Origin of the sequence: Cyclobacterium qasimii M12-11B, assembly GCF_000427295.1 — a bacterium.
Classification (GTDB): domain Bacteria; phylum Bacteroidota; class Bacteroidia; order Cytophagales; family Cyclobacteriaceae; genus Cyclobacterium; species Cyclobacterium qasimii.
In genome coordinates this window covers 61,942-83,648 of sequence record NZ_ATNM01000029.1, presented here as the reverse complement: position 1 = coordinate 83,648, position 21,707 = coordinate 61,942, and the positions used below count along the sequence as shown (strand labels likewise).

Genomic DNA, 21,707 nt, shown 5'->3' with positions numbered 1-21,707 from the left:
ATTTTATGCATTCTGAGTTAATTCATCATTTTCGTGTAGCTCTTCTAGCTCTTCAATTGCAGGTTCTACAGATTCTTTCGAAGGCTTTTTACCTTCCCAAAGCCAAATTGTATACACCTTCAACCCATTGCCAACAGACAATAACATTGGCAGCATGATCAAGGTAAGTACGGTGGCAATGGCAATTCCATAAGCAATGGCAATGGCCATGGGAATTAAAAACTGAGCCTGTCTACTTTTTTCTAAAATAAGGGGTGACAAACCAGCTATGGTTGTAATGGATGTTAAAAAGATGGCCCTGAACCTGGATTTACCTGCTTGAATAAGGGCATCATCAAAACTAAAGCCCTCTTGCAAATAGCTGTTGAATTTACTGATAAGCACCAATCCATCATTTACCACAATACCTATGAGGGCAATAATGCCGAGTAGGGAAAGCATGTTGATAGGGAAGTCGTGCAACCAGTGACCCCAAGCCACACCGATTAAACTAAATGGAATCATCACCAGCAATAAAATCGGCTGCAAGTAAGAGCGGAAAGTAAACCCGATAATAATTAAAATCAAGAAGATGATAATTGGAAAAACCTTGCTCGCAGAAGCGCTAATCTTTCCAGCCTCACGATTTTGACCTTCGTACAATGCTGATACCGTTGGGTATTTGGACATGATTTCAGGCATGATGTTTTCACGAACATCTGTAATAATATCCGATGAGCTTTCTTTTGGATCTTTTAAATCAGCTTCAACCTTTATTTCACGTTTCCCATCCAGGTGATTAATGGTAATTTCCCCACGTTCAATAAAATACGTTGCAATTTCGCTAAGCGGAACACGATTGCCAGACGCACTTACAATGTGCATATTGTCCAGGTTCAAAATTGATGAACGGCCTGCTCTATCGTAGCGCACCCAAACAATTATTTCGTCTTGTCCCCGCTGAAAACGCTGTACCTGCAACCCATTAAAGCCAGCACGTACTTGGCCAATTACATCACTTAGGGTAAAGCCTAACAAATAGGCTTTGTCTTTCAACTCAACATTAATTTCGTTAATCCCCGCTGGGTCATTGTCACTGATATCACGTAAAAGCGTGTTTTCCTTCAGTTTTTCCTTGAGCTCTAATTTGGCCGCTTTAAGTTCCTCGATATTGTACCCCAATAAAGAAACCGAAACTGGCTTACCACCAAAGCTTGAACCCGCATCAAAAGTCAAACTCTCTGCAGAAGGGTATTCGCCCGAAGCTTGTGCGATGGATCCCGCAATTTCGGAAGCTGTAAAATCACGTTCCTCACCTGGCAACAAATTGATTTTTAATGAGGCGTTGGCGGTTCCCGGACCGGTTCTTTTAATAATACTTTGAAATACCTCTTTTCCGCCCTCTTGCTTAGCCGTGTATTCTTTATTCACTTCAATGGCCACTTGTTCGATTTCAGATATAATAGATTCTGTCACCAATGGGTTAATTCCCTGCGGCATTTTTAGCGTAACGTTTACCTGATCCGAAGCAACTACTGGAAAAAAGGTGGTACGAATAATTCCGCCTTCCATCGCCCCTGTGGTAATTACAAACAAGGCGATCAGAATTGAAAATCCAAGAATTTTAAACTCCATAAAGAAATGCAAAACCGGACTATAAAGCTTGTCACGTAAATAGTCTAAGAAAGTAGTGGCTCTTTCATTAAACCAATACATTTTTTGATCCTTCGAAAGTGCTTTGGAGTGGGCAATGTGTGCCGGAAGAATAACCAGTGCTTCAAAGAGTGAAAAAGACAAGGTCAAAATAACTACAATAGACACTTCTCCAAAAAACTCTCCTAGCCTTCCGTCCAGGTAAAAGAAAGTTGAAAATGCTACCAGGGTAGTCAGAATAGCTGATGTAATGGCCGGCAAAACTTCCATGGTTCCATCAATAGCAGCTTGAACGCGGGACTTCCCCTTTTCATAGTGGTGGAAAATATTTTCAGCAATTACGATACCGTCATCTACCAAAATCCCAATTACGATAATCATCCCGAATAGGGAAAGTACATTTATAGTAATGTCAAAATAAGAGGCCATCATAAACATTCCCAAAAAGGAAATGGGTATACCAAAGGCCACCCAAGCCGCCAATCTAGGACGTAGAAACAAGGAAAGGAAAAACAATACCAAGGCTATTCCCTGTGCACCATTTACCATTAAAAGTTTTGTACGCTCAACAATTATTTGAGACCTATCATTGGTCACATTCAACTGAATATTGTTATGCGTTTCGTTAAATGCCTCAGAATAAATGGTGGCATTTTCAGCTGCTTCAATTAAATCTTCATTGTTGGTGGTGCTAATTTGAAAAGAGATAGAAGATTGATTGTTGTAGTAACTTCGATCTGGGGTTTCAGACCAGGCATCTTCCGTGACAGCCACATCTTCCAAGGTCACAATGGCACCGTTGTCTTCGGTTTTTAAAATAATATTGTTGAGTTCCTTGCCGTAGTAAGAACGGTTGTTTACCCGTATTAGGTAATCTTCCGCTTCGGTTTTAATGGCTCCACCAGTTACCAAAATATTGTTATTGGCAACTGCATTGGCTACATCGCTAAAAGTTAAATTGTAGGAACGTAAAACCTCTTCGTTTACTGATACTGTGATTTCTTCATCTGGAAAACCAGTGATGGTTATCTGAGAAATACCATCAATACTACGCAGGTCATTTTCTATTTCTCTGCCAATGGTTTTTAGCGTTTTTAATGGGATGTCTTTCCCACTCAATTCCAGCTCAATGGCAACATTTAAGTTCTCGTTTTTGGCCACAACTGGTGGCTCCATCTCTGCTGGAAACGATGGGACTTTATCGACCGCGTTTTTGACATCTGCCAATAAAATATCGATGTCATAACCTTTTATAGCCTCCACATTAATGGCTGCTGTATTTTCTGAGGAGGCAGAAGTAAAACGGTCAATCCCTACGATCCCTCGTAAATTGTCCTCAATTTTTTAAAACCACGCCTTCCTCCATTTCTTCTGGAGAAGCACCTGGGTAACTTATGGTTATGTCTATAAATTTAGAATCTTGTAGCGGGAAGAAACTAGATTTTAACGATAACATCCCGAAGGCGCCAAGTACCACTATTGCTAGAATAATGACATTTACGGCAACCGGGAATTTTATAAAATGCGTTATTATTGACTTCATTGCTTAACTCGTGATTAATGAAAAATTGTACAAATAATGCAAAACAGAAATCACCGTTATTGCTCGTTGTAAATGGAAACTTTCATCCCCGGATAAGCCCCCGTTGGCAACTTGGAAAGTGTTTTTTCGCCATCGGCTAGCCCTCTTATCACTACAGATTCTTCATTGTAATAAACAGGCTCAATTGTTTTTTGAACAAGCACAGAATCTTCTACTACAAAAACCTGGTTCTTGTCAAAAATCACACTTCTACTCAACTCATAGGCATTTTCCATTTCGGTAGCCATAATATTGGTCTTCACAAACATACCTTCTTCTAATCCATCACCGCGAAGTTGAATATATACATTGGTAGTTTGTGTTTCACTATTCACCAACCTGTTGATTCGTGTAATTTCCCCAACCCATTTTTGAGAAACATTGTTGGTTGAGGTTACGTCTACTTTTTGGCCAATTTTAAGGAGGTTAATCATGCTGGCATTAACAGGTGCTTCAATTTCAAAAATCGAAGGCTGAATAAATACACCCAATTTTTGCCCAGGTCTGATCAGCGAACCTGGCGTAACCAAAGCCTCTACGAGCACACCATCAAAAGGTGCCGTAATGTTGTATTTGGCCAGCGTCAATTCCAAATTGCGTACATTATAATAGGTACTGTAAATATTCCTTCCCGTAATAAACATCTTTTCCTTATCAGAAGCCGCTTCTGGTAAAGGAGGTAAGGGACTACTTACCTCAATTTGCATAAGAAAGTCATTCCACTTTGAAAATGATGAAGGATAATCCAGACGAAGATCTGCCAAGGCAGCAGTTACCAAATTTTGCAGGCTACTTTTTTGTGACATTAATCCAGCCCGGTAAACATCAGACTCTACGGCAACCAAGGCACTGCCTTTCTTATAAGCAGCACCTTCTTTGAAACTGCCCACTGGGGAGGTCATTATGCCTTGTACCTCAGCATATATCTCTACCCTATTTTTGGCTTCCAAACTACCGGTTGCTGTCAATTCTAAAGGCAATGTTGAATTTTTAATGGTTTCTGTAAACACAGTTGCCGTATAAATACCTTTGTTCTTTAAAGGTATTTTTTACTTTCCTTCAGGAGATTAGAAACAAAAAAGCCAACAACCAAGATTAAAACACTTACTCCAATTATTATTATTTTTCTTTTCATACGTATTAGTTGCTATTACAACCACTATTTAGATTCTCTATATTTTCTTTTATTTTATCAAGAGTTCTCGCCGTTTGCGCTAGCTCCTGTTCTGGAATATTTTCTTGGATTTGTAATACTAACTTTCTAAACAATGGAATGGTATTCTGAAAGACCTTTTCACCATGCTTGGTAAGGTGCACCATATTGATCCTTTTATCGGTAACTGAAGGTATTCTCGCCACAAGATTCTTCTTTTCTAAGGTATTGATAAACCTTGCCAAAGAAGCTTTATCTCTTTCCGTTATAAAGGCCAAATCATTCTGTGGCAATGGGCCTTTCATGGTCAACGCCTTAAGCACAAGCATTTGCTTTTTTGTCAAATCAATACCTGCCTGCTTCAGGTTGTTATTGATGAAAATATCAATGTGTTTTACAGTTTTACCGAGCCATGGTAAAATACCATACTCTGAAATGTAACCGGTACATTCGTCTTTCATTTTATTGGAATTTGCTGCAAATATAAGAACGATAGTTGCACATGCAACTATTTAAATGTTAATATTATCTAAAACCCTATAATGAATTCATTGGCCTGACAGCCTGAGACTAATGACAAATTATAAAAAAAGGCAGGAGCAGTAGGTGGGGAATATTTGTATTTTATTTAAAGCTAAAGGTAAAAAACACCTATTGTGCATAATAATTCACCATAGCAAGCCATGGATTTTCTTACAATGACAACCACAATAAATCAGGCTGGCTTTGCCTACACCTTCAATACACTGAGCTTGCCGAAGGTTAAACATTTGTTTTCAATCCTGACTGGTACAGCTGATAGTATACTTGCCTATTGGGAGCTTGTTTTTATTCTGTGATAACAATTCCGTCCACCATTTCATTATCGTCTGGTTTCTCGAACCAACTTTCCATAAAAGAAAAATCTTCTTCACTTACCTCAAATTCGAAAGTGGCACCTTTATCACTATTCCTTTTCATTACCCTGCTAAGCCGTATTTCTTTAGGAATGTCCAAAAAATGAATTTTTAATTCATATCCTCTTTCACGCGCAAATTCCCTGAATTTTTCCCTATGTTCAAATTTTGATAGGCCCAGATCAAGAATAGAATCAGTTTTTGCGTTTTCCAACTGTTCCACCAATTCCATTATCATTCTTTCAGCTCTATCAATTCTTTCAAGAAACCAACTCAGACCATCGCTGGATTTTTTATCAGCAAGAAACAGTGTGTTATTCCACTTGTCTATTGAAAAAACTATTCCGGTTGTTTTTCTTTTTAATTCCGATGAGTAGGTTGTTTTACCAGAACCCGTATTTCCGACTATTAGGTGTATCATTTACTATTCTAAAAGGTAAAGTCCCCGCTATAGTATGCCCATATCTATTATTGATTTGGTATACTGTTTGCAGTTTGCTTTTTAAATGCTTGTATTCGTTTATTCAGTTTCTTGGTTATCAAGCATCGCTTTTTAACTTATATAACCCACTGTGCTAAATTTGTAATCCTACCCGCTAAGGCCAACAATGAATTTTATGGAATGGGCAATAGTAATGATTTATTTTCTTGCGGCTTTAAATTCACTGCTATCATACCATTTGGGGAAATAATTCTCATTAGCCAATCTCAATCCCACATTAAAAAATAGCTGTAGGTCTAATCTTATACCACTTAATTCAAAGGTCTTGGCATCGTAATTATCTGCAACCTGATGGTATTTAAATTCTTCATAGGAGCCATTGAAGGCCTTAATTTCTTCGATGCTGTTGTCGAATCCTTCATAACCACCGCTCGCATACAAAGCAGGGATGCCAATTTTAGCAAAATTAAAATGGTCTGACCTGAAGAAATATCCTTTTTCTGCCACTGGATCTGGAATGATATACCTGTTTTGTTCCTCCGCTGCTGTTTTGGCATATTCATCCATTTCGGACTGACCATACCCGGTAATGGTTAAATCTTTCATTTCCCCAGGACTGAAAAGTGCATCCATATTAATATTGGCAACTGTTTTATTTGGATCGAAAATAGGGTATGCAGCATAATAGGCCGAACCTAATAAGCCCTGTTCCTCCCCGGTTAATGCGATAAACACAACCGATCGCTTTGTAGGTTTACTCTTCTTAAATGCTTCTGCTATGGCCAATAAACCAGCTGTACCTGTAGCATTGTCCACCGCTCCATTGTAAATGGAGTCACCATCTACGGGTTTGCCTACGCCTAAATGATCCCAATGTGCAGAATAGATAATGAATTCATCCTTTTGGCTAGTGCCTGGTAACATCGCCACTACATTTTTAGATACATCTTTTTTAATTTCATTCTCAATACCAACTGAAACACTTAAATTTAGTGGAATAGGTTGAAAACTTTTATCGTGGGCAATGGCTTTATAATCCTGCTCTTTCATGGCTGATGCAGCAAATAATTTTTGAGTACTTTCAGCACTTATCCAGGATTCTACTTCCAAAAGGGGCAAATCACTTTCAATTACCAATCTAGCGCCACTCCAACTAGATTCTATCACATTCCAGCCATAAGAAGCCGGTTCCGTTTCATGAATAATAATTACTCCAGCAGCACCTTGTCTTGCCGCTTCTTCATATTTATAAGTCCAACGACCATAATAAGTCATTGCATTGCCTTTGAACAATGTTGAATCTGCCGATTTAAAGCCAGGATCATTGATTAAAACAACAGCTGTTTTTCCTTTCCAGTCAATGCCCTCATAATCATTCCACCCATATTCGGGAGCAACAATCCCATAACCAGCAAACACAAGTTCTGAGTTTTCAAGGCTCACTTTTGGTACTGTTTTATTTGTGGTGGCTACAAAATCTTTTAAGTAGGCTAAATCAAAACTGATGTTTTCGCCACTAATCTTCATGTTATCAGAGGGCTTACCTGAGATTTCTACCATTGGAACATCTTGAAAATAACTCCCTCCATTTCCTGGCAAAAGCCCCAATTCCTCAAACTCATTCTTTAAATAAGTAACGGTTTTTACTTCCCCTTCAGTAAATGGTTTTCTGCCTAGAAATTCATCTGAAGCTAACCTTTCCATGTGATTGCCGATAGTTGTTTGGTCTACTTCAACGCTATTTGTGTTTAACGTTTTGTTGTTTTCACAACTGCTAAAGAGTAATGCGACTATTAAAATTTTTAAATAATTTTGCATCCTTTTGACTTAAATTAATTATACAATTTACTATTCCCAGCTACTAACGCCACACTTAAAGCACCTCTAGGCCTTGCTGGCTGTGCCTTGCGCAAAAGGCAAAGCCAGCAAGCTGTTCAGGAATGAACTCTTTTCTTTGTCAACTTTAAATCATCGAGTAGTCCAGTTATCCCCAACCACTTTGCCGTCTGAATCGACAATGGTATTTCCATCATATCGATAAGCCCCATCAGCACCAAACCAAATGCTTCCATCGTTTGCTTCTAAAATCCCAAAAAGCATTTTGCCTTTATTGGGATTAATTTCTTTTACTATGGGTTTATTATTGAGCAAGGATTTTTCTTCATAATTGGAAAGCATCCAACCCCGGTCAGTTGATGAACTCGTCCAAATGTCACCATCTTTACCTTTGTAGACGTAACTTACGCCATTCTGAGTGATGTTGGTAAATGTACTGCCATCATAGCGCCAAAGGCCAAATTGGCTACCCAGCCAGACATTACCTTTATTGTCTTCAATTATGGATCGAACATTGATAAACGGCTCGCCCTTATCCCTTAAAACTGTAAATATTTCCCCATCATAAACGAAGGTATTCCCTCTTGTACCAAACCAGAATTTTCCTGACCTGTCTTCAATTATAGAAGTGACTTCATTAGGGTTTCGCTTAAGGTCTGGAAAGGTTTTTCCTGGCTCCACTTCATTCATAGAATCTCCTTTCATCATATAATTTCTAAATGATTCCCCATCAAAGCGGCTTGCTCCACCATTGGCACCGAACCAAATATCCCCTTTCCTGTCTTCATAAATACTGCCAATTTCATTATTAACAAGGCCCTCCTTGGTAGTGAAATTTTGAAAGGTTTTACCATCGTAAAAGTAAACACCTGATCCAATAGTGCCGAACCACAAATTGCCCTTACTATCTTCTAAAGCAGAAAAGAAGCGAGCCGAACTTACCTCACTGGTAATATTGGTAAAAGACTTTCCATCGAACCGAAAAACTCCATCAAATGCAGCTATCCAAATATCACCCTTTCTGTCTTGAATGATCGTACGCGTGATACCTTGAGGGCCTTGCGAAGTGATTACCTCTTTTTTGGTTTCGGACTTGACATCATTTTTCAGGGACTCCGTTTTGTCTTGATTTTGACAGGAAGTGCAAAAAACAAATAGGAAGAAGAAACCAAATAGGTATTTCATAATTTTCTCATTTTTAACACCCTATTGACTTGCCTGGTGGGTGTATAGGAAGGTAAAGTAACACGCTTCTATCTCTTCACTGGCGTGACACTCAACTTATTGGTAAAATGCACCTTGTATTTTATCCATCCTACAACAATACTATAATCCAATTGAGTTTTTATGATTTTTAAAAGAATCTTTTACCTTATGCGCGTAAATTTCTTAGTCTCAATGGATTATTGACTTGACTAGAGTAATCCCGCTGATCCTACTATTTAAAAATACCGGTATAAAACCACTAGGGCTAAAGCAACAAAAAAATAGAATTTATGGAGGGATTTAGGTGAGTAATAATTCATCTATTGCAAGTTTCCGTCTAAATCTCCCTGAAAAAATCTTTATACTTCTCAAATGCTATTGACAGCTTTGAGTGTCTTGAGGCTTTTGATTGCCCTCTCCTCCTGAATTGGCTTGCATTTTTTCTTGTGGAAAAACCTCATTCAACTTTTCACCGCCCTTGATTCCAAAATCCAATGTTCGGATTGGGAATGGAATCATGATGTCTTCTTTATCAAACGCTTTTTTGATGGCTATAATCGCCTCGCTTTGACTTTTCAAGAATTCCAGTTGACTTTTAAATGCTACCCAAATCATAATTCTAAAATCAATAGAGCTACTACCAAAGGCTAAATAGACCAAATCAATGTCTTTGTCTTTATTAATATTTGGAAGGTTTTTTACAGATTCAATAGCGATATCCCTTACACGTTCCAAATCCTCGCCATAAGACACCCCTACATTCAGGTCTATTCTTTTATAGGTGTTTTCCGAATCATTTACCAAAGGGTTTTGAAAAAGCATTTTATTGGGAATGATCACTTCTTGCCCCTGAAATGAGGCCAGCTCTGTCGTACGTATGCCAATATGTTTAATTATACCGCTGTATCCCTCACAATGAATCACTTGCCCAATTTTAAATGGGCGTTTGATGGCCATAAAAAAACCTGCTATAAAATTGGTAGCAATATCCTGAAAGGCAAAACCCAGTGCCAAACCAATAATACCTGCACCGGCAAGTAAGGAAGAAACTGTCTTATCAAGGTCTAATAATGTTAAAGCCGCAAAAGCACCGATGGTCAGTACTATTATGTAGATGACTTTTGAAATTATAGAAGAAAGAGATTTATTCTTTATTGCCCTATCCAGCAGTTTAACGCTAAGATTTCTAACTAATCTGCCAGCAAAAAAAAAGGCTATGAGTACCACAACTGCTAACACAAAGTTGGGTAGCATTTTAACCAACAACTCCGACCAACCAATTAATTTCTGAACAACAATATCATAGTATTTATTAATTTCCATGGTCTTTCTATGTGTAACTCTAAAATGATTTTAAATCTTCATCCCCTCACTTCCCTAATTTTAATGTATTTAATCAGAATCTACTTATTCCTAACTGCTTTTGCTAAATATTGTTTCAAGCCCTTCCATGGCTAAACCATGCTCATTACTAAGACCCTGAAGTATTCATTCTACTTGTTATGTTCAATCCAAAGCAGTTCGGATGTATTGTAACCAATCTCTTCGGCAATTTTGAGATATTCATTCTTTACCTTTTCCGGGATTTGGGTCTCCCTGGATAGGATCCAAAGGTAATCCAAGCTTTTCCCAGCAACCAAAGCGTACTTGTAGTCTTTGTCAATGGCGACCACATTGTATCCAGAATAAAATGGACCAAAGAATGAGACTTTGAGCTTGGCGACATCATCATCATCATCTACAAATTTAGCTTTACCTATCGCTTGGGTCCACTCTTCTTTTTTGGTATTGTATCCTTGATTGTCCACCTTAATGGTCCCATTGTCATTCAAGGAATAGGTCGCCGTGGTGTTATTCAAATTTCTCTCAAACTTAAAATCGAAGCGGGCTATCTCATACCACTTACCCAGGTATTTTTCTTTATCAAAAGGTTTAACTGCTTCTGCTCCTTTAGGTATTGTAGCACAAGAGAAAAGTCCCATCATAATAAGGCCGGTTGATAGTATGTACATCAATGCTCTAATTTTCATATTTGTATAATTATTGGGTCAGTACGTTTTTTTCATGAAGTTAAATGCAATTGTCGTGCCTGTTCCTACACTAAAATTAACCTCATCTCCTTTTGTACTGCCAATTTTCATCTCCATTAAAAACCCCTGATTCAGTTTTCATAAACAGGGTTAAAAAATTATAATTTATTACTATTCAAAGTTTGAAGTTTATTAGAGTTGCTTTTAACCTCATTTTTTTGAATATAAAATCACTTGCTGTCAACATTTTTAGATAAACTTTATATATTCGCACAAACTTTTGAAAGCCAGGTTTTATGAAGAAAAAGGCGGCAGTCATCGACATGGGTACCAATACCTTTCATTTGCTAATGATAGCATTTGACAGCAATGGTTTTGAGGTTATTTACCAGGAAAAAGTACCTGTGAAAATCGGCCAGGGAGGAATCAACCAAAATATCATCCTCCCAGAAGCAGAAAAAAGAGGGCTTCATACCCTTCAGCATTTTCAAAACCTCATAAAAGGAGAAGACATTTCCCGAATTTTCACCTTTGCCACAAGTGCCGTCAGGAATGCAGACAATGGGCTTGACTTTATCAAGAAGATAAAACAACAAATCGGAATTGAAGCCCAGATCATAGATGGTGAAAGGGAAGCAGAGTTGATTTACAAGGGCATTCGCCTAAGTGGCTGCCTAAATCCCGAAAATGCCCTGATGATGGACATTGGAGGAGGCTCTGTAGAATTCATAATTGGCAATGAAGAAGAAATACTCTGGAAAGGTAGTTTTGAAATAGGTGGCCAAAGACTGCTGGACCTGTTTCATTATCACGACCCCATTTTACCAGAAGAAGTGGAGAAGCTTTATGCCTATTTATCCCAAAAACTTCTCCCCCTTACCAAGGCCATAAAAGAACATGCACCCCAACAACTTATAGGCGCTTCGGGTACATTTGACACCTTGACAGACATGTACCTGGCCACAGAAGGAAAGAAAAAAGATAGAAAAATAATCAAACATTTTTTACCTGTTACAGCTTTTGAAGCAATTGCTACAGACCTGTTGCTCCTGGACAAAGCAAAAAGACTCAAAATTCCTGGCATGATCCCAATGAGAGTGGACATGATAGTGGTGGCCTCCTGCCTGATTCGCTTTATAACCCAACATGTTCAAACTGATCAACTGATTTGTTCTACCTACTCTTTAAAGGAAGGTGCCGTTTCAGAAGCCATGTTAAAAGTGGCTGAGAAAAAGAATTCCAGCTTCGCCACTTCGCAATAAATTAAAGAAGTACTTCCAATACGCATTAACTTTTTGCATTTTTGTACCATCGATCACCCAATTCCTTGTCCAAAAATGAATTTCACACACCATCAATTAGAAACATTTACTATTGCCGTTTTACAAAAAATAGGCTGCCCTGAAGCTGATGCGAAAACGGCTGCTTCGGTACTGCTCTCCGCAGATCTTCGCGGAGTTGACTCCCATGGTGTAGCCCGATTATCGGGTTATGTCAGATTATGGGAAGCCGGAAGGATAAATCCGACGCCTAATGTTCGGGTAGTGCATGAAACACCAAGTACCGCTGTGGTAGACGGTGATGCTGGATTAGGCTTGGTAGTTGCTCCCTTTGCCATGAAAGTGGCCATCGAGAAAGCCAAAATAGCAGGAACCGGATGGGTGTCAGTCAAAAATTCAAATCATTATGGTATTGCGGGAGTCCATGCCATGCAGGCATTGCAACATGACATGATCGGCATTTCGCTTACTAATGCAAGTCCTTTGGTAAGCCCTACTTTTTCAAAAGAGCGCCTTCTGGGCACCAACCCAATTTCGGTGGCCATTCCTGCTAAAGACCAGCCGCCATTTGTGCTGGACATGGCAACCACCACTGCGGCCAATGGCAAATTGGAAATCTTGCAAAGAAAAAAGAACAGGCTCCTGCCGGTTGGATCCAGGACAAGGATGGAAAATCGACGACAGATCCATTGGGCGTAAAAGACGGGGGTGCACTTTTACCCTTAGGAGGTGACAGGGAACACGGCTCACAGAAAGGCTATGGCCTGGGTGCTGTTGTAGATATATTTTCGGCAGTGCTATCCGGAGCCAATTATGGTCCTTGGGTACCTCCTTTCGTTGCATTTTTAGAACCACATCCTAATCCTGTAGGAGAAGGTTTAGGACATTTCTTTGGTGCAATGCGTGTAGATGCTTTCAGACCTGCAGATGAATTCAAAGCACACATGGACAACTGGATAGGCAGATTTAGAGAAGCAACGCCTATAGAGGGACATGAAAAAGTATTGATTCCAGGAGATCCTGAACGTGAACTTGAAGCAGAAAGAAGAGCCAATGGCATTCCTTTACTTACAGCAGTTGTAGATGATCTACGTGCCCTGGGTGATAAACTGGGTGTTGACTGGGAATAATCCATCGAATTTCAATTGAACATAAAACACTTTTTACAGACATTAGGCCCGGGCATTCTCTTTGCCAGCACAGCCATTGGCGTTTCTCATTTGGTGCAAAGCACCAGAGCAGGTGCTGAATATGGCTTTGGCTTGGTGGGTTTTATTATTGCTGCCAATCTCTTCAAGTGGCCGTTCTTTGAGTTTGGCTCCAGGTATGCAGCGGCCACTGGGGAATCCCTGATAGATGGGTACCAGAAGATCAACCCTTGGTTTTCCCGCTTGTTCCTTGGCATAAACCTTGTCTCCATGTTCTTTGTGAATGCGGCCGTAAGTCTGGTGGCTGCCGGTTTTTTACAAAACTTATTCAATATCCAATTGGCCCCAGCCTATTTCTTTGCCCCTTCTATTCTATTATTACTTTTTTCTTTTCTATTCCTTGCGTTGGGAAGGTATTCCCTACTCGATTCGGGCATCAAGATCATCGGGAGCTTTATGTTTGTCAGCACACTATTGGCTTTCTTTATCGCCCTTGCCAATGGCCCTAAAGTCCCAGTACAGAACTATTCCATTTTCGCACAGCTAACGCCTCAATCCCTGCCATTTGTAATTGCCTTGATGGGCTGGATGCCAGCAGCCATAGACTCCTCCACCTGGAACAGCCTCTGGACCATTGCGAGAAGCAAGCAAAGTGGCTATACACCTACGGTGAAAGAATCGGTTTTTGAATTCAATATTGGTTATTGGCTTTCAGGAATCTTGTCCATTTGCTTCGTGGTGCTTGGTGCTTTCCTGCTTTTCAACACCGGAAACATTCTGCCCGATAACAATGTCGCTTTCGCCACTGGAGTTGTCAATCTATATGCTGCTCAATTGGGTTCCTGGACATTCTTGATCATAGCTGCAGCTGGTTTTTCCATCATGCTAGGCACTTGTATCGGGGTAATGGATGGCTATGCCCGCTCCACAGCCAGGGTCATTGCTGTGATGCGCAATCAAGAGGAAAAGAAATCAGATTACTTGATGTGGCTGGTATTAATTACCCTTGGTGGAATGCTGGTTATTGGTTTTTTCATGGCTTCTTTTAACCAACTTATTGGTCTGGCCACTACCATTTCTTTCCTAATTGCACCAGTAATTGCCATTCTTAATTACAAGTTGATTTTCAGTCATCACCTTACAAAGGAACAGCAACCTGGCAAGGCCATGCGCTGGCTCTCCATTGCCGGCATTGGCTTCCTTTTCCTCTTTTCTTTTGTGCTTATATATTTCAATTGGTTTAAATAGGTCTGCTAAAACCCTTGGTTTCAATTCGAAATGGCTCGTTTTTCGACTCGTCAGTCCTGAAAGAACAAATCCCCCTTTCTTTTAAAGGGGGACAAAGGGGGATTTATTACGCAAATATTCTAAAATGCCAGCTTGAAATAGTAGGACTCATCCTAAAAAAAGTTTACAGATTATTGTTTAAATACTGGTATAGGTTTACAATCACTTATAAATCCCCCTGGCCCCCTGGGGGAGTTGACTCATCATAAAAAGTTTGCTGATTATGGTTTAGGAACTATAGTTGACTTATGGTTTAAGTAAAAAAAACTGACCCCAACGTAAAGGGAGATTACTCAAAGAATTGGCTTGCTATACCGGACCCTGAGCGTAGTCGAAGGGGTAGGTGGATCGGTTACGCCCCCTAAGGCTTCGGCTCCGCTCAGCCACCGGGAGGAGGGATGATTTCTTACGTAAACATTCTAAATTTCCAGCTTGAGGTAACATCCCATTCGCGTATAAATCCCCCTGGCCCCCTTCAAGGGGGAGTTGCGGAATTGGGGATTTAATGCTGATTTAGTGGCATTGAAACCGGCTGAGAAAATGCAAAATCAGCTACGAACTCGTTAGTCCTGAAAGCACAAATCCCCCTTTCTTTTAAAGGGGGACAAAGGGGGATTTAATTCGCAAACATTCCAAAACAACTAAATCAATACCTTATCAAACTCTACTTCCTGCCCAGCCAGCACAAAGACCTTGGTGGGTAGTGATTTGGTACGTTCTTTTAAGGTTACGTAATAATCCTCAAACGCCCCTTCTTCTTCAGGAATGGCCAAACCCATCATGATCAGGTCGCTATTTTTTGATTCTTCAGCCATAATGTCCCAAAAAACCCTGCCATCAGCGATTAGTATCTGGTAATCGAAACCGGTACGCATGCTTTCAAAGATTTTGTCCAAGTTATCTTTCGCACCACTGTAAGCTTCCTTATTGGGTACAACCATTTTTACATTTACAGAAGCCTGTTGCCATTCCCTGCTGTTTTTTAACAAGTAGGCAAGGATGATCATTAGGCTGCCATTTTTCTTTAATCCTCCCCACCAGATATCAATAACCTCCTTTTTCTTGAAGCCTACATTTCCCTCATCCTGTACAATGATTACATTTTTCCGGGATTTAAAGAAGTGCCGTATCATCTCCGAATAGGGAAGCAAATTCCTATTTTCCCTGGTATCGCCCAGTAATATTGTATTGGGCACCAACTGCCCCAAACCATAGGAATTGACCATGTGCGTGGCACCCGAAAATGGATCTGAAGCCCTTACCACTTTCACCAGCGCCTGCACATTCTTATTGCCCAAATAGTCTGAAATTCTATTCTCATAATCCTTGACTTTTTCTTGGGGGACATTGGTTTCGGACACAATGGTGGTCACCGTAAACAGCGCATTCCCATTGGTAATGTCATCAGCAAGCTCAATCAAACGCCATCTTTTACCAGGGGAACCTGACAAAACAAGGATATTCGGACGCCAGCTTTTGGCATTGCTTTCTTTCTCTAACCTGAATAAAGCATACCTGATAATGGAAGAGAATACCCCTCTACCCAAACCACCCCAAGTGGCCTCAATCTTTCTTCTCTTAAGCCATACAAAGATGATTGCTATCACCAAAAATGCCATGATTGTTGCCAAGGCGTTGATTAGGATCATCACCCCAGCGCAACCTATGGCTCCCAATAAGGAGAACACCCAATGTACTTTGAATTTAGGTCTGAAAGAGGCACTGCCTAAAAAATGCTCAGTGGCTGCCGTAATGTTTAAAACCGCATAGGTAGTTAAAAAGAACATGGTAAGTACCGGAGCAATAAGGTTCAGGTTCCCGAAATACACCGTTACCAGTGTCAAGGCAATGGTAAATAATGTAGCCGCCCTAGGAATTTTCTCTTTGCCATCTACCCTACTGAAAATGTTTGCCCATTTCGGTAATATTTTATCATTGGCTAAGGCCTGTAATACCCTGGGCGCTCCCAACAAACTTCCTGTTGCACTTGACAAGGTAGCTCCCCATATCCCGAGCACAATGGCTCCTCCCCATATAGCAATCTGCTGCATAATCAATGGATTTTCGATCAGCGTAGAAGCATCTGCCCTGCTGGCCAATATGATGGGCAAAATCATATAGATCACATAACCCACACCAATGGCCATAAAAGTGCCCTTGGGTATGGATTTGGCTGGGTCTTTTAAATCTCCCGACATATTCACCCCTGCCATGATCCCTGTCACAGCAGGAAAGAAAATGGCGAATACCTGCCAAAAATCAACAGATTGGGCGGCCGGGACACCCCAAAGCTCAATATGTGAATCCTCCATGGGACTTCCTAGTGCCAATGACAATAAAGAAATGGCGATCAATCCCATGATAAAGAATTGGGATTTGATGGTGGCTGTGGTAGAGAACAAAGCCAGGCCTCCTAAAAAGACGGTCGTAATAATGCCCACCCATTTTATGTCCAAAGTGGGAAATATAGCGACGACAGATTCTGAAAAACCGATTACATACAAGGAAACTGAAAATGCCTGAGCCAGGTACAAAGGTATTCCAACAGCACCACCAATTTCCGCTCCCAATGATCTACTGATCAGGTAATAGGCACCTCCACCTTTTACTGGTGCATTTGTAGCAATGGCAGAAATGGACAACGAAGTCAGGAAAGTAATGGCCGTAGAGAGGGTGACGATCAATAATGTCCCGATCAAACCTACATTTCCAACCACCCAGCCAAACCTCAGGTACATGATCACACCCAAAATCGTTAGCAACGACGGGGTAAAAACACCTCCAAAGGTCCCTAGCTTGGTCGAACTGCTTTTATTTAAATTTCTGATGTTCATACGAATAATCTACTTTCTAAATACTGGATTTTTAGTAGGGTTTATCATTCTTCTTCCAATCCATTTTAAGGCATTATCCCCTAAGATAGGCAAGCATTGCTAGTTGCGAATCCTATTTCAAAACTCGGTTCTTTGTAAAATGAAAGGTGATTTTGGATTGAAAGTTTAAATTAATCTTTCTTCTTTTTTAACAAGATAACCCAATCTAAATCGGGTTGACTCGGTGCTTTTCCCAGAGCTGTTTTTTCCCCACCTAAAGCTTCCTTTAAAGCTTCATTCCGGGACCATTCACCCGTTCGGGGATCAAACCAATGAATTTCAAACACCTCAGAAGGTAAATTGAGTTCCCCTTCTCCACCTTCCCGAAGGTATACAACAAATACTTCCTCGTCAACTGAGAGCACCCATGAATTGTTATCCTCAGTAGTCATGGGGGTTAGTCGTTGAAATGGGATACCACTTTCGGTAAAAAAGTTTTTGGCATGGTTCATAATCTCCCAATAGGCAGCGTATTTTCGGTAATCCTGGATTACTAAATCCTCACCTTTTCCTATGTAGACCTCCATTCCTGCAGCCCCCGCCATTAGCGAAGCCCAAAGCGAGTTCTTTCTCCACACATCCAATTCAGGATATTCAGGGCTTGAATAAGGCTCATCATAAGTAACTACCCAAGGCCGACCCGCTGCAGCTGATGCATTTCTCCAATGCAGCATCCTACCATAGCCATGCGTGACATCCTGGTAATTCCCTTGAAAACTTATCCCCGAATAAGAAGGATCTCCCAGCAAATCCTCAAAAATAGCATCCGTTGAAGAAGGTCCATTGTGTACAACGATTAAATCTTCGTAAGGCAGCAAATCACTGAGGTAAGCGGCAAATTGTTTTCTTTGGCTGGTGGTAATGGATTTGCCATAGGTTGGTTCCTTTTCCCAGCCATTTTCCTCTCCTATATTCCAGGTCACCGCATTAAGGTATCCAAATCTGGCTACCAATTCACGGTAATAAATTTTTCTGCTGTCTGCAAAATCTCCCCCTTCATTGTTTTCAAAATAAGACTGGTTTTCTTGTTCAGACAGTACAAATTGGGTCATCATTCCTTCTTGCATCATATAATCAAAAAGGACTTGCCATTGGTCAAGTTTAGAAACATCGTATAGGTAATAATCGTCTTTGCCTTTCCAGGGGAAGGCTGCTTTCCCATCGCCGTAAGCATTCATTAATAAAAAATAATGCGAATTGATTCCTTGTTCTTTCAGGTAATTGATCACCCCTACTATTCCCTTTCCTTTATCTCCTTGCCATAAGAGGTCGCCGGCTTTCCAATCGGCTACATGATCCTTATAATCTCTTTCAGAAGCTGTTCCGTCAAAATCTTTGTATTGAAGAAAAACCTCAGGAGCATTGGCCCCCATTTTGAAAAAATAATCACCATTGGTGAATTGAAGGAAATGCTCCCCTATGTACTGCAACTTGCCTTTGCCCAAAAACCCATTTTGGGATTCATCTGCTGGCGTTACTGTGAAATTTCCTTTTGTCCATCAAAGGCCAAACTTGTCCCCTCGCTGTTTCCGGAAGCGAGCGCTATATTACCTCCCTCTAAAAAACTGACTTCATATTCCCATTTCCCCGCTTTGAGGGGCAATAGATGTGCTCTCCATATATTTCCACTTTCAGCAGAAGTTTCTCCAGCATTCCCATCTGCTGCAAAATAGCCCGGAACATTAATGCTATTACCATCTGGATCTGTAAAGCGCATCTCCATCTTATAATTTAAAAATGTGGCTTTATCTTCTGCTAGTGCCGGGCCCTCCCAGGAAAAGGTCATTTTCTGGTAAGCTTGATTATTCCCGGCAATCATTGGTTCCTGACCACATGAGCTCAACAGCAATCCTGAGAAAAATAAATACATCAATGATAAATAACGCATATAAACAGATTAAAGGGTTGGAATTAGCACTAAATATAGGAAAAGCAGGGACTAATTCATAAAGTGTTTTCTGCTTCAAAGTAAATGCACAACCACCTCCGGGTGAAACCAGTAACGAATGAATAACTGCAAAGCACTAGCAAGTAAATGAAAGCAACAATAATGTTAGCACCCAAACAGTAATTCTTCTCTTTTACCAGAACAATCTCCAACTTTTTTGACAGATAAATCGTGTATCTTTGTTAATTATATATGAATTAAAGTGCTATAAATTAATTGGAAACATGAAAAACCTTAGCCAAATAACAGCGGTGACAATATTGGCCTTTTGTACAACAATGGCCTGTTCACCTAAACAAGAGGATACAACCGAAACAATTCAAGCCATCAACACAAGCTACATGGACACCACCATCCGCCCTCAGGATGATTTTTTCCAGTATGTCAATGGAAGCTGGTTGGCTAAAACGGAAATACCTGCCGACCAAGGTAGATGGGGTAGCTTTTTGGAATTGAGAGAGCTAAGTATTTCCGGCGTAAAACAGGTGATGGAAGCGGCGAAGGCCAATATCACTGAATATCCTGAAGGATCGGACCAATACAAAGCCATAGCTTTCTATACTATTGGGATGGATTCTGTCCTGGCCGAAAAAAGAGGTCATGATGCATTGCTCCCCTGGTTTGATCAAGTCGATCAGATAAAATCTAAAGGGGATTTACAGTCCTTTTTGGAGAAAAGCTATCCTGCTGGTGTAGATCCATTTTTCAATATTTATGTCAGCACAGACGCTAAAGACTCCGACCAAAATGCCCTCTACATAAGTCAAGGTGGACTTGGATTGCCTGATAGGGATTATTATGTAGATGACAGCAACGAAAAATTCAAAGAAATCAAGGCCAAATACGAGGCCCATATTTCCAAGGTTTTTCAAATGCTTGGCAGTTCAGCCGAAGAAGCAAAGAAAGCGGCTTCAGATGTATTAATACTTGAAACAAAACTTGCAGCAGCCAGCAAGACGAGAATTGAAATGCGCGATTCTGAAGGCAGGTACAATAAATACTCCCTGGAAGAACTCCAGAAAGCCACCCCATCCCTGGATTGGGCCAGTCTTACCAAAGCGCTTGGTGCCAAGACCGATGAGATCATTATCAGCACCCCTGATTTTATGTTGGCCCTGGAAGAAGCATTCAGCGATTCCAAAGTGCAAATGTGGCAGAATTATTTGAAATGGCACCTGATTCGTATGGCTTCACCCTATATGAACCATGCACTGGTGCAGGCAAATTTTGATTTTTACGGAAAAGAGCTGCAAGGCACTGAGGAAATGAGAGCCCGCTGGAAAAGGGTATTGACCAGTGCGGAAGGCGCCGCAGGAGAAGCCATCGGTAAATTGTATACGGAAGAATTTTTCCCTGAGGAGGCCAAAGAAAAAGCCAATGAAATGGTCAGCAATATTCTGGAAGCCATGGGCAACAGAATCCAACAACTGGAATGGATGAGTGAAGACACTAAAGCGAAAGCCATGGACAAGTTGGCTACTTTCACAGTGAAGATTGGCTATCCTGATACCTGGGAAAGTTATGCTGCCCTGGAGGTGGATGACAACGCTGAAACCGCCTCTTACCTGGGCAATGTTATCGCTGCCAATAATTTCCAGTTCCGAAAAAACATGGAAAAACTAGACAAGGAAGTAGACCGGTCTGAATGGTTTATGACCCCTCAAACGGTAAACGCCTACTACAATCCGACCAATAATGAAATCGTATTTCCAGCGGCTATTCTTCAGCCTCCATTTTACAACTACAAAGCAGATGCAGCAGTGAATTATGGAGGGATAGGCGCTGTCATAGGGCATGAAATCTCCCATGGCTTTGATGATCAGGGAAGCCGCTACAGCCCGGAGGGAAATCTGGAAAACTGGTGGAAAGAAGAAGACCTTGAAAACTTCCAGCAAAGAACCGGACAGCTGGTCGCTCAGTATGATCAATATGAACCACTCGAAGGGCTACATGTAAAAGGAGCACTTACATTGGGTGAAAACATTGGTGATCTGGGTGGCGTATTGGTTGCCTATGACGGACTTCAAAAGCACCTGGAAGAACATGGAGATCCGGGAGAAATTGATGGATTTACTCCTTCCCAAAGGTTTTTCCTTTCATGGGCGACCGTTTGGCGCACCAAAAGCCGGGACGAAGCCCTCCGAACTCAAATCCAAAACGACCCACATTCTCCAGCTCAATACCGCGCCAATGGACCTCTGGTCAATGTGGATGCATTTTATAAAGCTTTTAATGTAGAAGAGGGAGACAAAATGTACGTTGCACCAAGTGAAAGGGTTAGCATCTGGTAAGCAAATCGCTTACTTGTTAATAATTTCACCAGAGAAAAAGGAGTAAAACAGAATTATGGCGGCATTCTTGCCATTAAAGCAACAATACCGCCATAATTTTGAT

Annotated in this window: 15 protein-coding genes and 1 pseudogene; 4 read left to right on the top strand and 12 right to left on the bottom strand. The window is 40.7% G+C overall.

The genetic code is table 11. The annotated features are described in order from the left end of the window. Positions 1 to 3 precede the first annotated feature (3 nt). From ADICYQ_RS02900 to ADICYQ_RS02865, 9 genes are all read right to left on the bottom strand, one after another. Positions 4 to 2,943, bottom strand: coding sequence for an efflux RND transporter permease subunit (locus ADICYQ_RS02900; protein WP_262485359.1), 2,940 nt, complete (start codon positions 2,941 to 2,943; stop codon positions 4 to 6). Positions 2,944 to 2,968: 25 nt separating this feature from the next. After that, positions 2,969 to 3,175, bottom strand: coding sequence for an efflux RND transporter permease subunit (locus tag ADICYQ_RS29230; protein WP_020890834.1), 207 nt, complete (start codon positions 3,173 to 3,175; stop codon positions 2,969 to 2,971). Between the two features lie 56 nt (positions 3,176 to 3,231). After that, positions 3,232 to 4,194 (bottom strand): efflux RND transporter periplasmic adaptor subunit, encoded by a 963-nt coding sequence (locus ADICYQ_RS02895; RefSeq protein WP_020890833.1) that lies wholly within the window; start codon positions 4,192 to 4,194, stop codon positions 3,232 to 3,234. 160 nt (positions 4,195 to 4,354) lie between these two features. Further along, positions 4,355 to 4,828, bottom strand: coding sequence for a MarR family winged helix-turn-helix transcriptional regulator (locus ADICYQ_RS02890; protein ID WP_020890832.1), 474 nt, complete (start codon positions 4,826 to 4,828; stop codon positions 4,355 to 4,357). Between the two features lie 367 nt (positions 4,829 to 5,195). Next, entirely contained in the window at positions 5,196 to 5,684 is a 489-nt protein-coding gene (locus tag ADICYQ_RS02885; RefSeq protein ID WP_040414232.1) for a P-loop nucleotide/nucleoside kinase family protein, read from the bottom strand. 219 nt (positions 5,685 to 5,903) lie between these two features. Continuing rightward, the gene (locus ADICYQ_RS02880) at positions 5,904 to 7,523 is read right to left on the bottom strand and encodes a M28 family metallopeptidase (RefSeq protein ID WP_020890829.1); all 1,620 of its coding nucleotides are present in this window, start codon (positions 7,521 to 7,523) and stop codon (positions 5,904 to 5,906) included. Between the two features lie 150 nt (positions 7,524 to 7,673). Continuing rightward, complete coding sequence (locus tag ADICYQ_RS02875) at positions 7,674 to 8,726, bottom strand: ligand-binding sensor domain-containing protein (RefSeq protein WP_020890828.1); 1,053 nt, start codon at positions 8,724 to 8,726, stop codon at positions 7,674 to 7,676. Between the two features lie 396 nt (positions 8,727 to 9,122). Then, positions 9,123 to 10,070, bottom strand: coding sequence for a mechanosensitive ion channel family protein (locus ADICYQ_RS02870; RefSeq protein ID WP_020890827.1), 948 nt, complete (start codon positions 10,068 to 10,070; stop codon positions 9,123 to 9,125). Positions 10,071 to 10,240: 170 nt separating this feature from the next. After that, positions 10,241 to 10,777 (bottom strand): lipocalin family protein, encoded by a 537-nt coding sequence (locus ADICYQ_RS02865; protein WP_040414228.1) that lies wholly within the window; start codon positions 10,775 to 10,777, stop codon positions 10,241 to 10,243. A 296-nt stretch (positions 10,778 to 11,073) separates the two neighbouring features. On the opposite strand from ADICYQ_RS02865, the gene ADICYQ_RS02860 reads away from it, so the two are divergent. From ADICYQ_RS02860 to ADICYQ_RS02850, 3 genes and pseudogenes are all read left to right on the top strand, one after another. Continuing rightward, positions 11,074 to 12,039 carry a Ppx/GppA phosphatase family protein gene (locus ADICYQ_RS02860; RefSeq protein ID WP_020890825.1) on the top strand — a complete coding sequence of 322 codons (966 nt, stop codon included), beginning with the start codon at positions 11,074 to 11,076 and terminating at the stop codon, positions 12,037 to 12,039. 75 nt (positions 12,040 to 12,114) lie between these two features. Next, a pseudogene (locus tag ADICYQ_RS02855) lies at positions 12,115 to 13,187 on the top strand (Ldh family oxidoreductase). Between the two features lie 15 nt (positions 13,188 to 13,202). Beyond that, positions 13,203 to 14,453 carry an NRAMP family divalent metal transporter gene (locus ADICYQ_RS02850; RefSeq protein WP_020890822.1) on the top strand — a complete coding sequence of 417 codons (1,251 nt, stop codon included), beginning with the start codon at positions 13,203 to 13,205 and terminating at the stop codon, positions 14,451 to 14,453. Between the two features lie 680 nt (positions 14,454 to 15,133). On the opposite strand, the gene ADICYQ_RS02845 is transcribed toward ADICYQ_RS02850, so the two are convergent. From ADICYQ_RS02845 to ADICYQ_RS25695, 3 genes are all read right to left on the bottom strand, one after another. Continuing rightward, on the bottom strand, positions 15,134 to 17,326 hold the full coding sequence (locus tag ADICYQ_RS02845) for an APC family permease (RefSeq protein ID WP_040414224.1): 2,193 nt from the start codon (positions 17,324 to 17,326) through the stop codon (positions 15,134 to 15,136). A 170-nt stretch (positions 17,327 to 17,496) separates the two neighbouring features. After that, a complete protein-coding gene (locus tag ADICYQ_RS02840) occupies positions 17,497 to 18,810 on the bottom strand; it encodes a putative collagen-binding domain-containing protein (RefSeq protein WP_020890820.1) in 1,314 nt (437 codons plus the stop codon). A 29-nt stretch (positions 18,811 to 18,839) separates the two neighbouring features. Continuing rightward, complete coding sequence (locus tag ADICYQ_RS25695; RefSeq protein WP_081652273.1) at positions 18,840 to 19,253, bottom strand: DUF5060 domain-containing protein; 414 nt, start codon at positions 19,251 to 19,253, stop codon at positions 18,840 to 18,842. Between the two features lie 284 nt (positions 19,254 to 19,537). Here ADICYQ_RS25695 and ADICYQ_RS02835 point away from each other — a divergent pair, with 284 nt between their 5' ends. Further along, positions 19,538 to 21,604 carry a M13 family metallopeptidase gene (locus tag ADICYQ_RS02835; RefSeq protein WP_020890818.1) on the top strand — a complete coding sequence of 689 codons (2,067 nt, stop codon included), beginning with the start codon at positions 19,538 to 19,540 and terminating at the stop codon, positions 21,602 to 21,604. Positions 21,605 to 21,707: the final 103 nt, after the last annotated feature.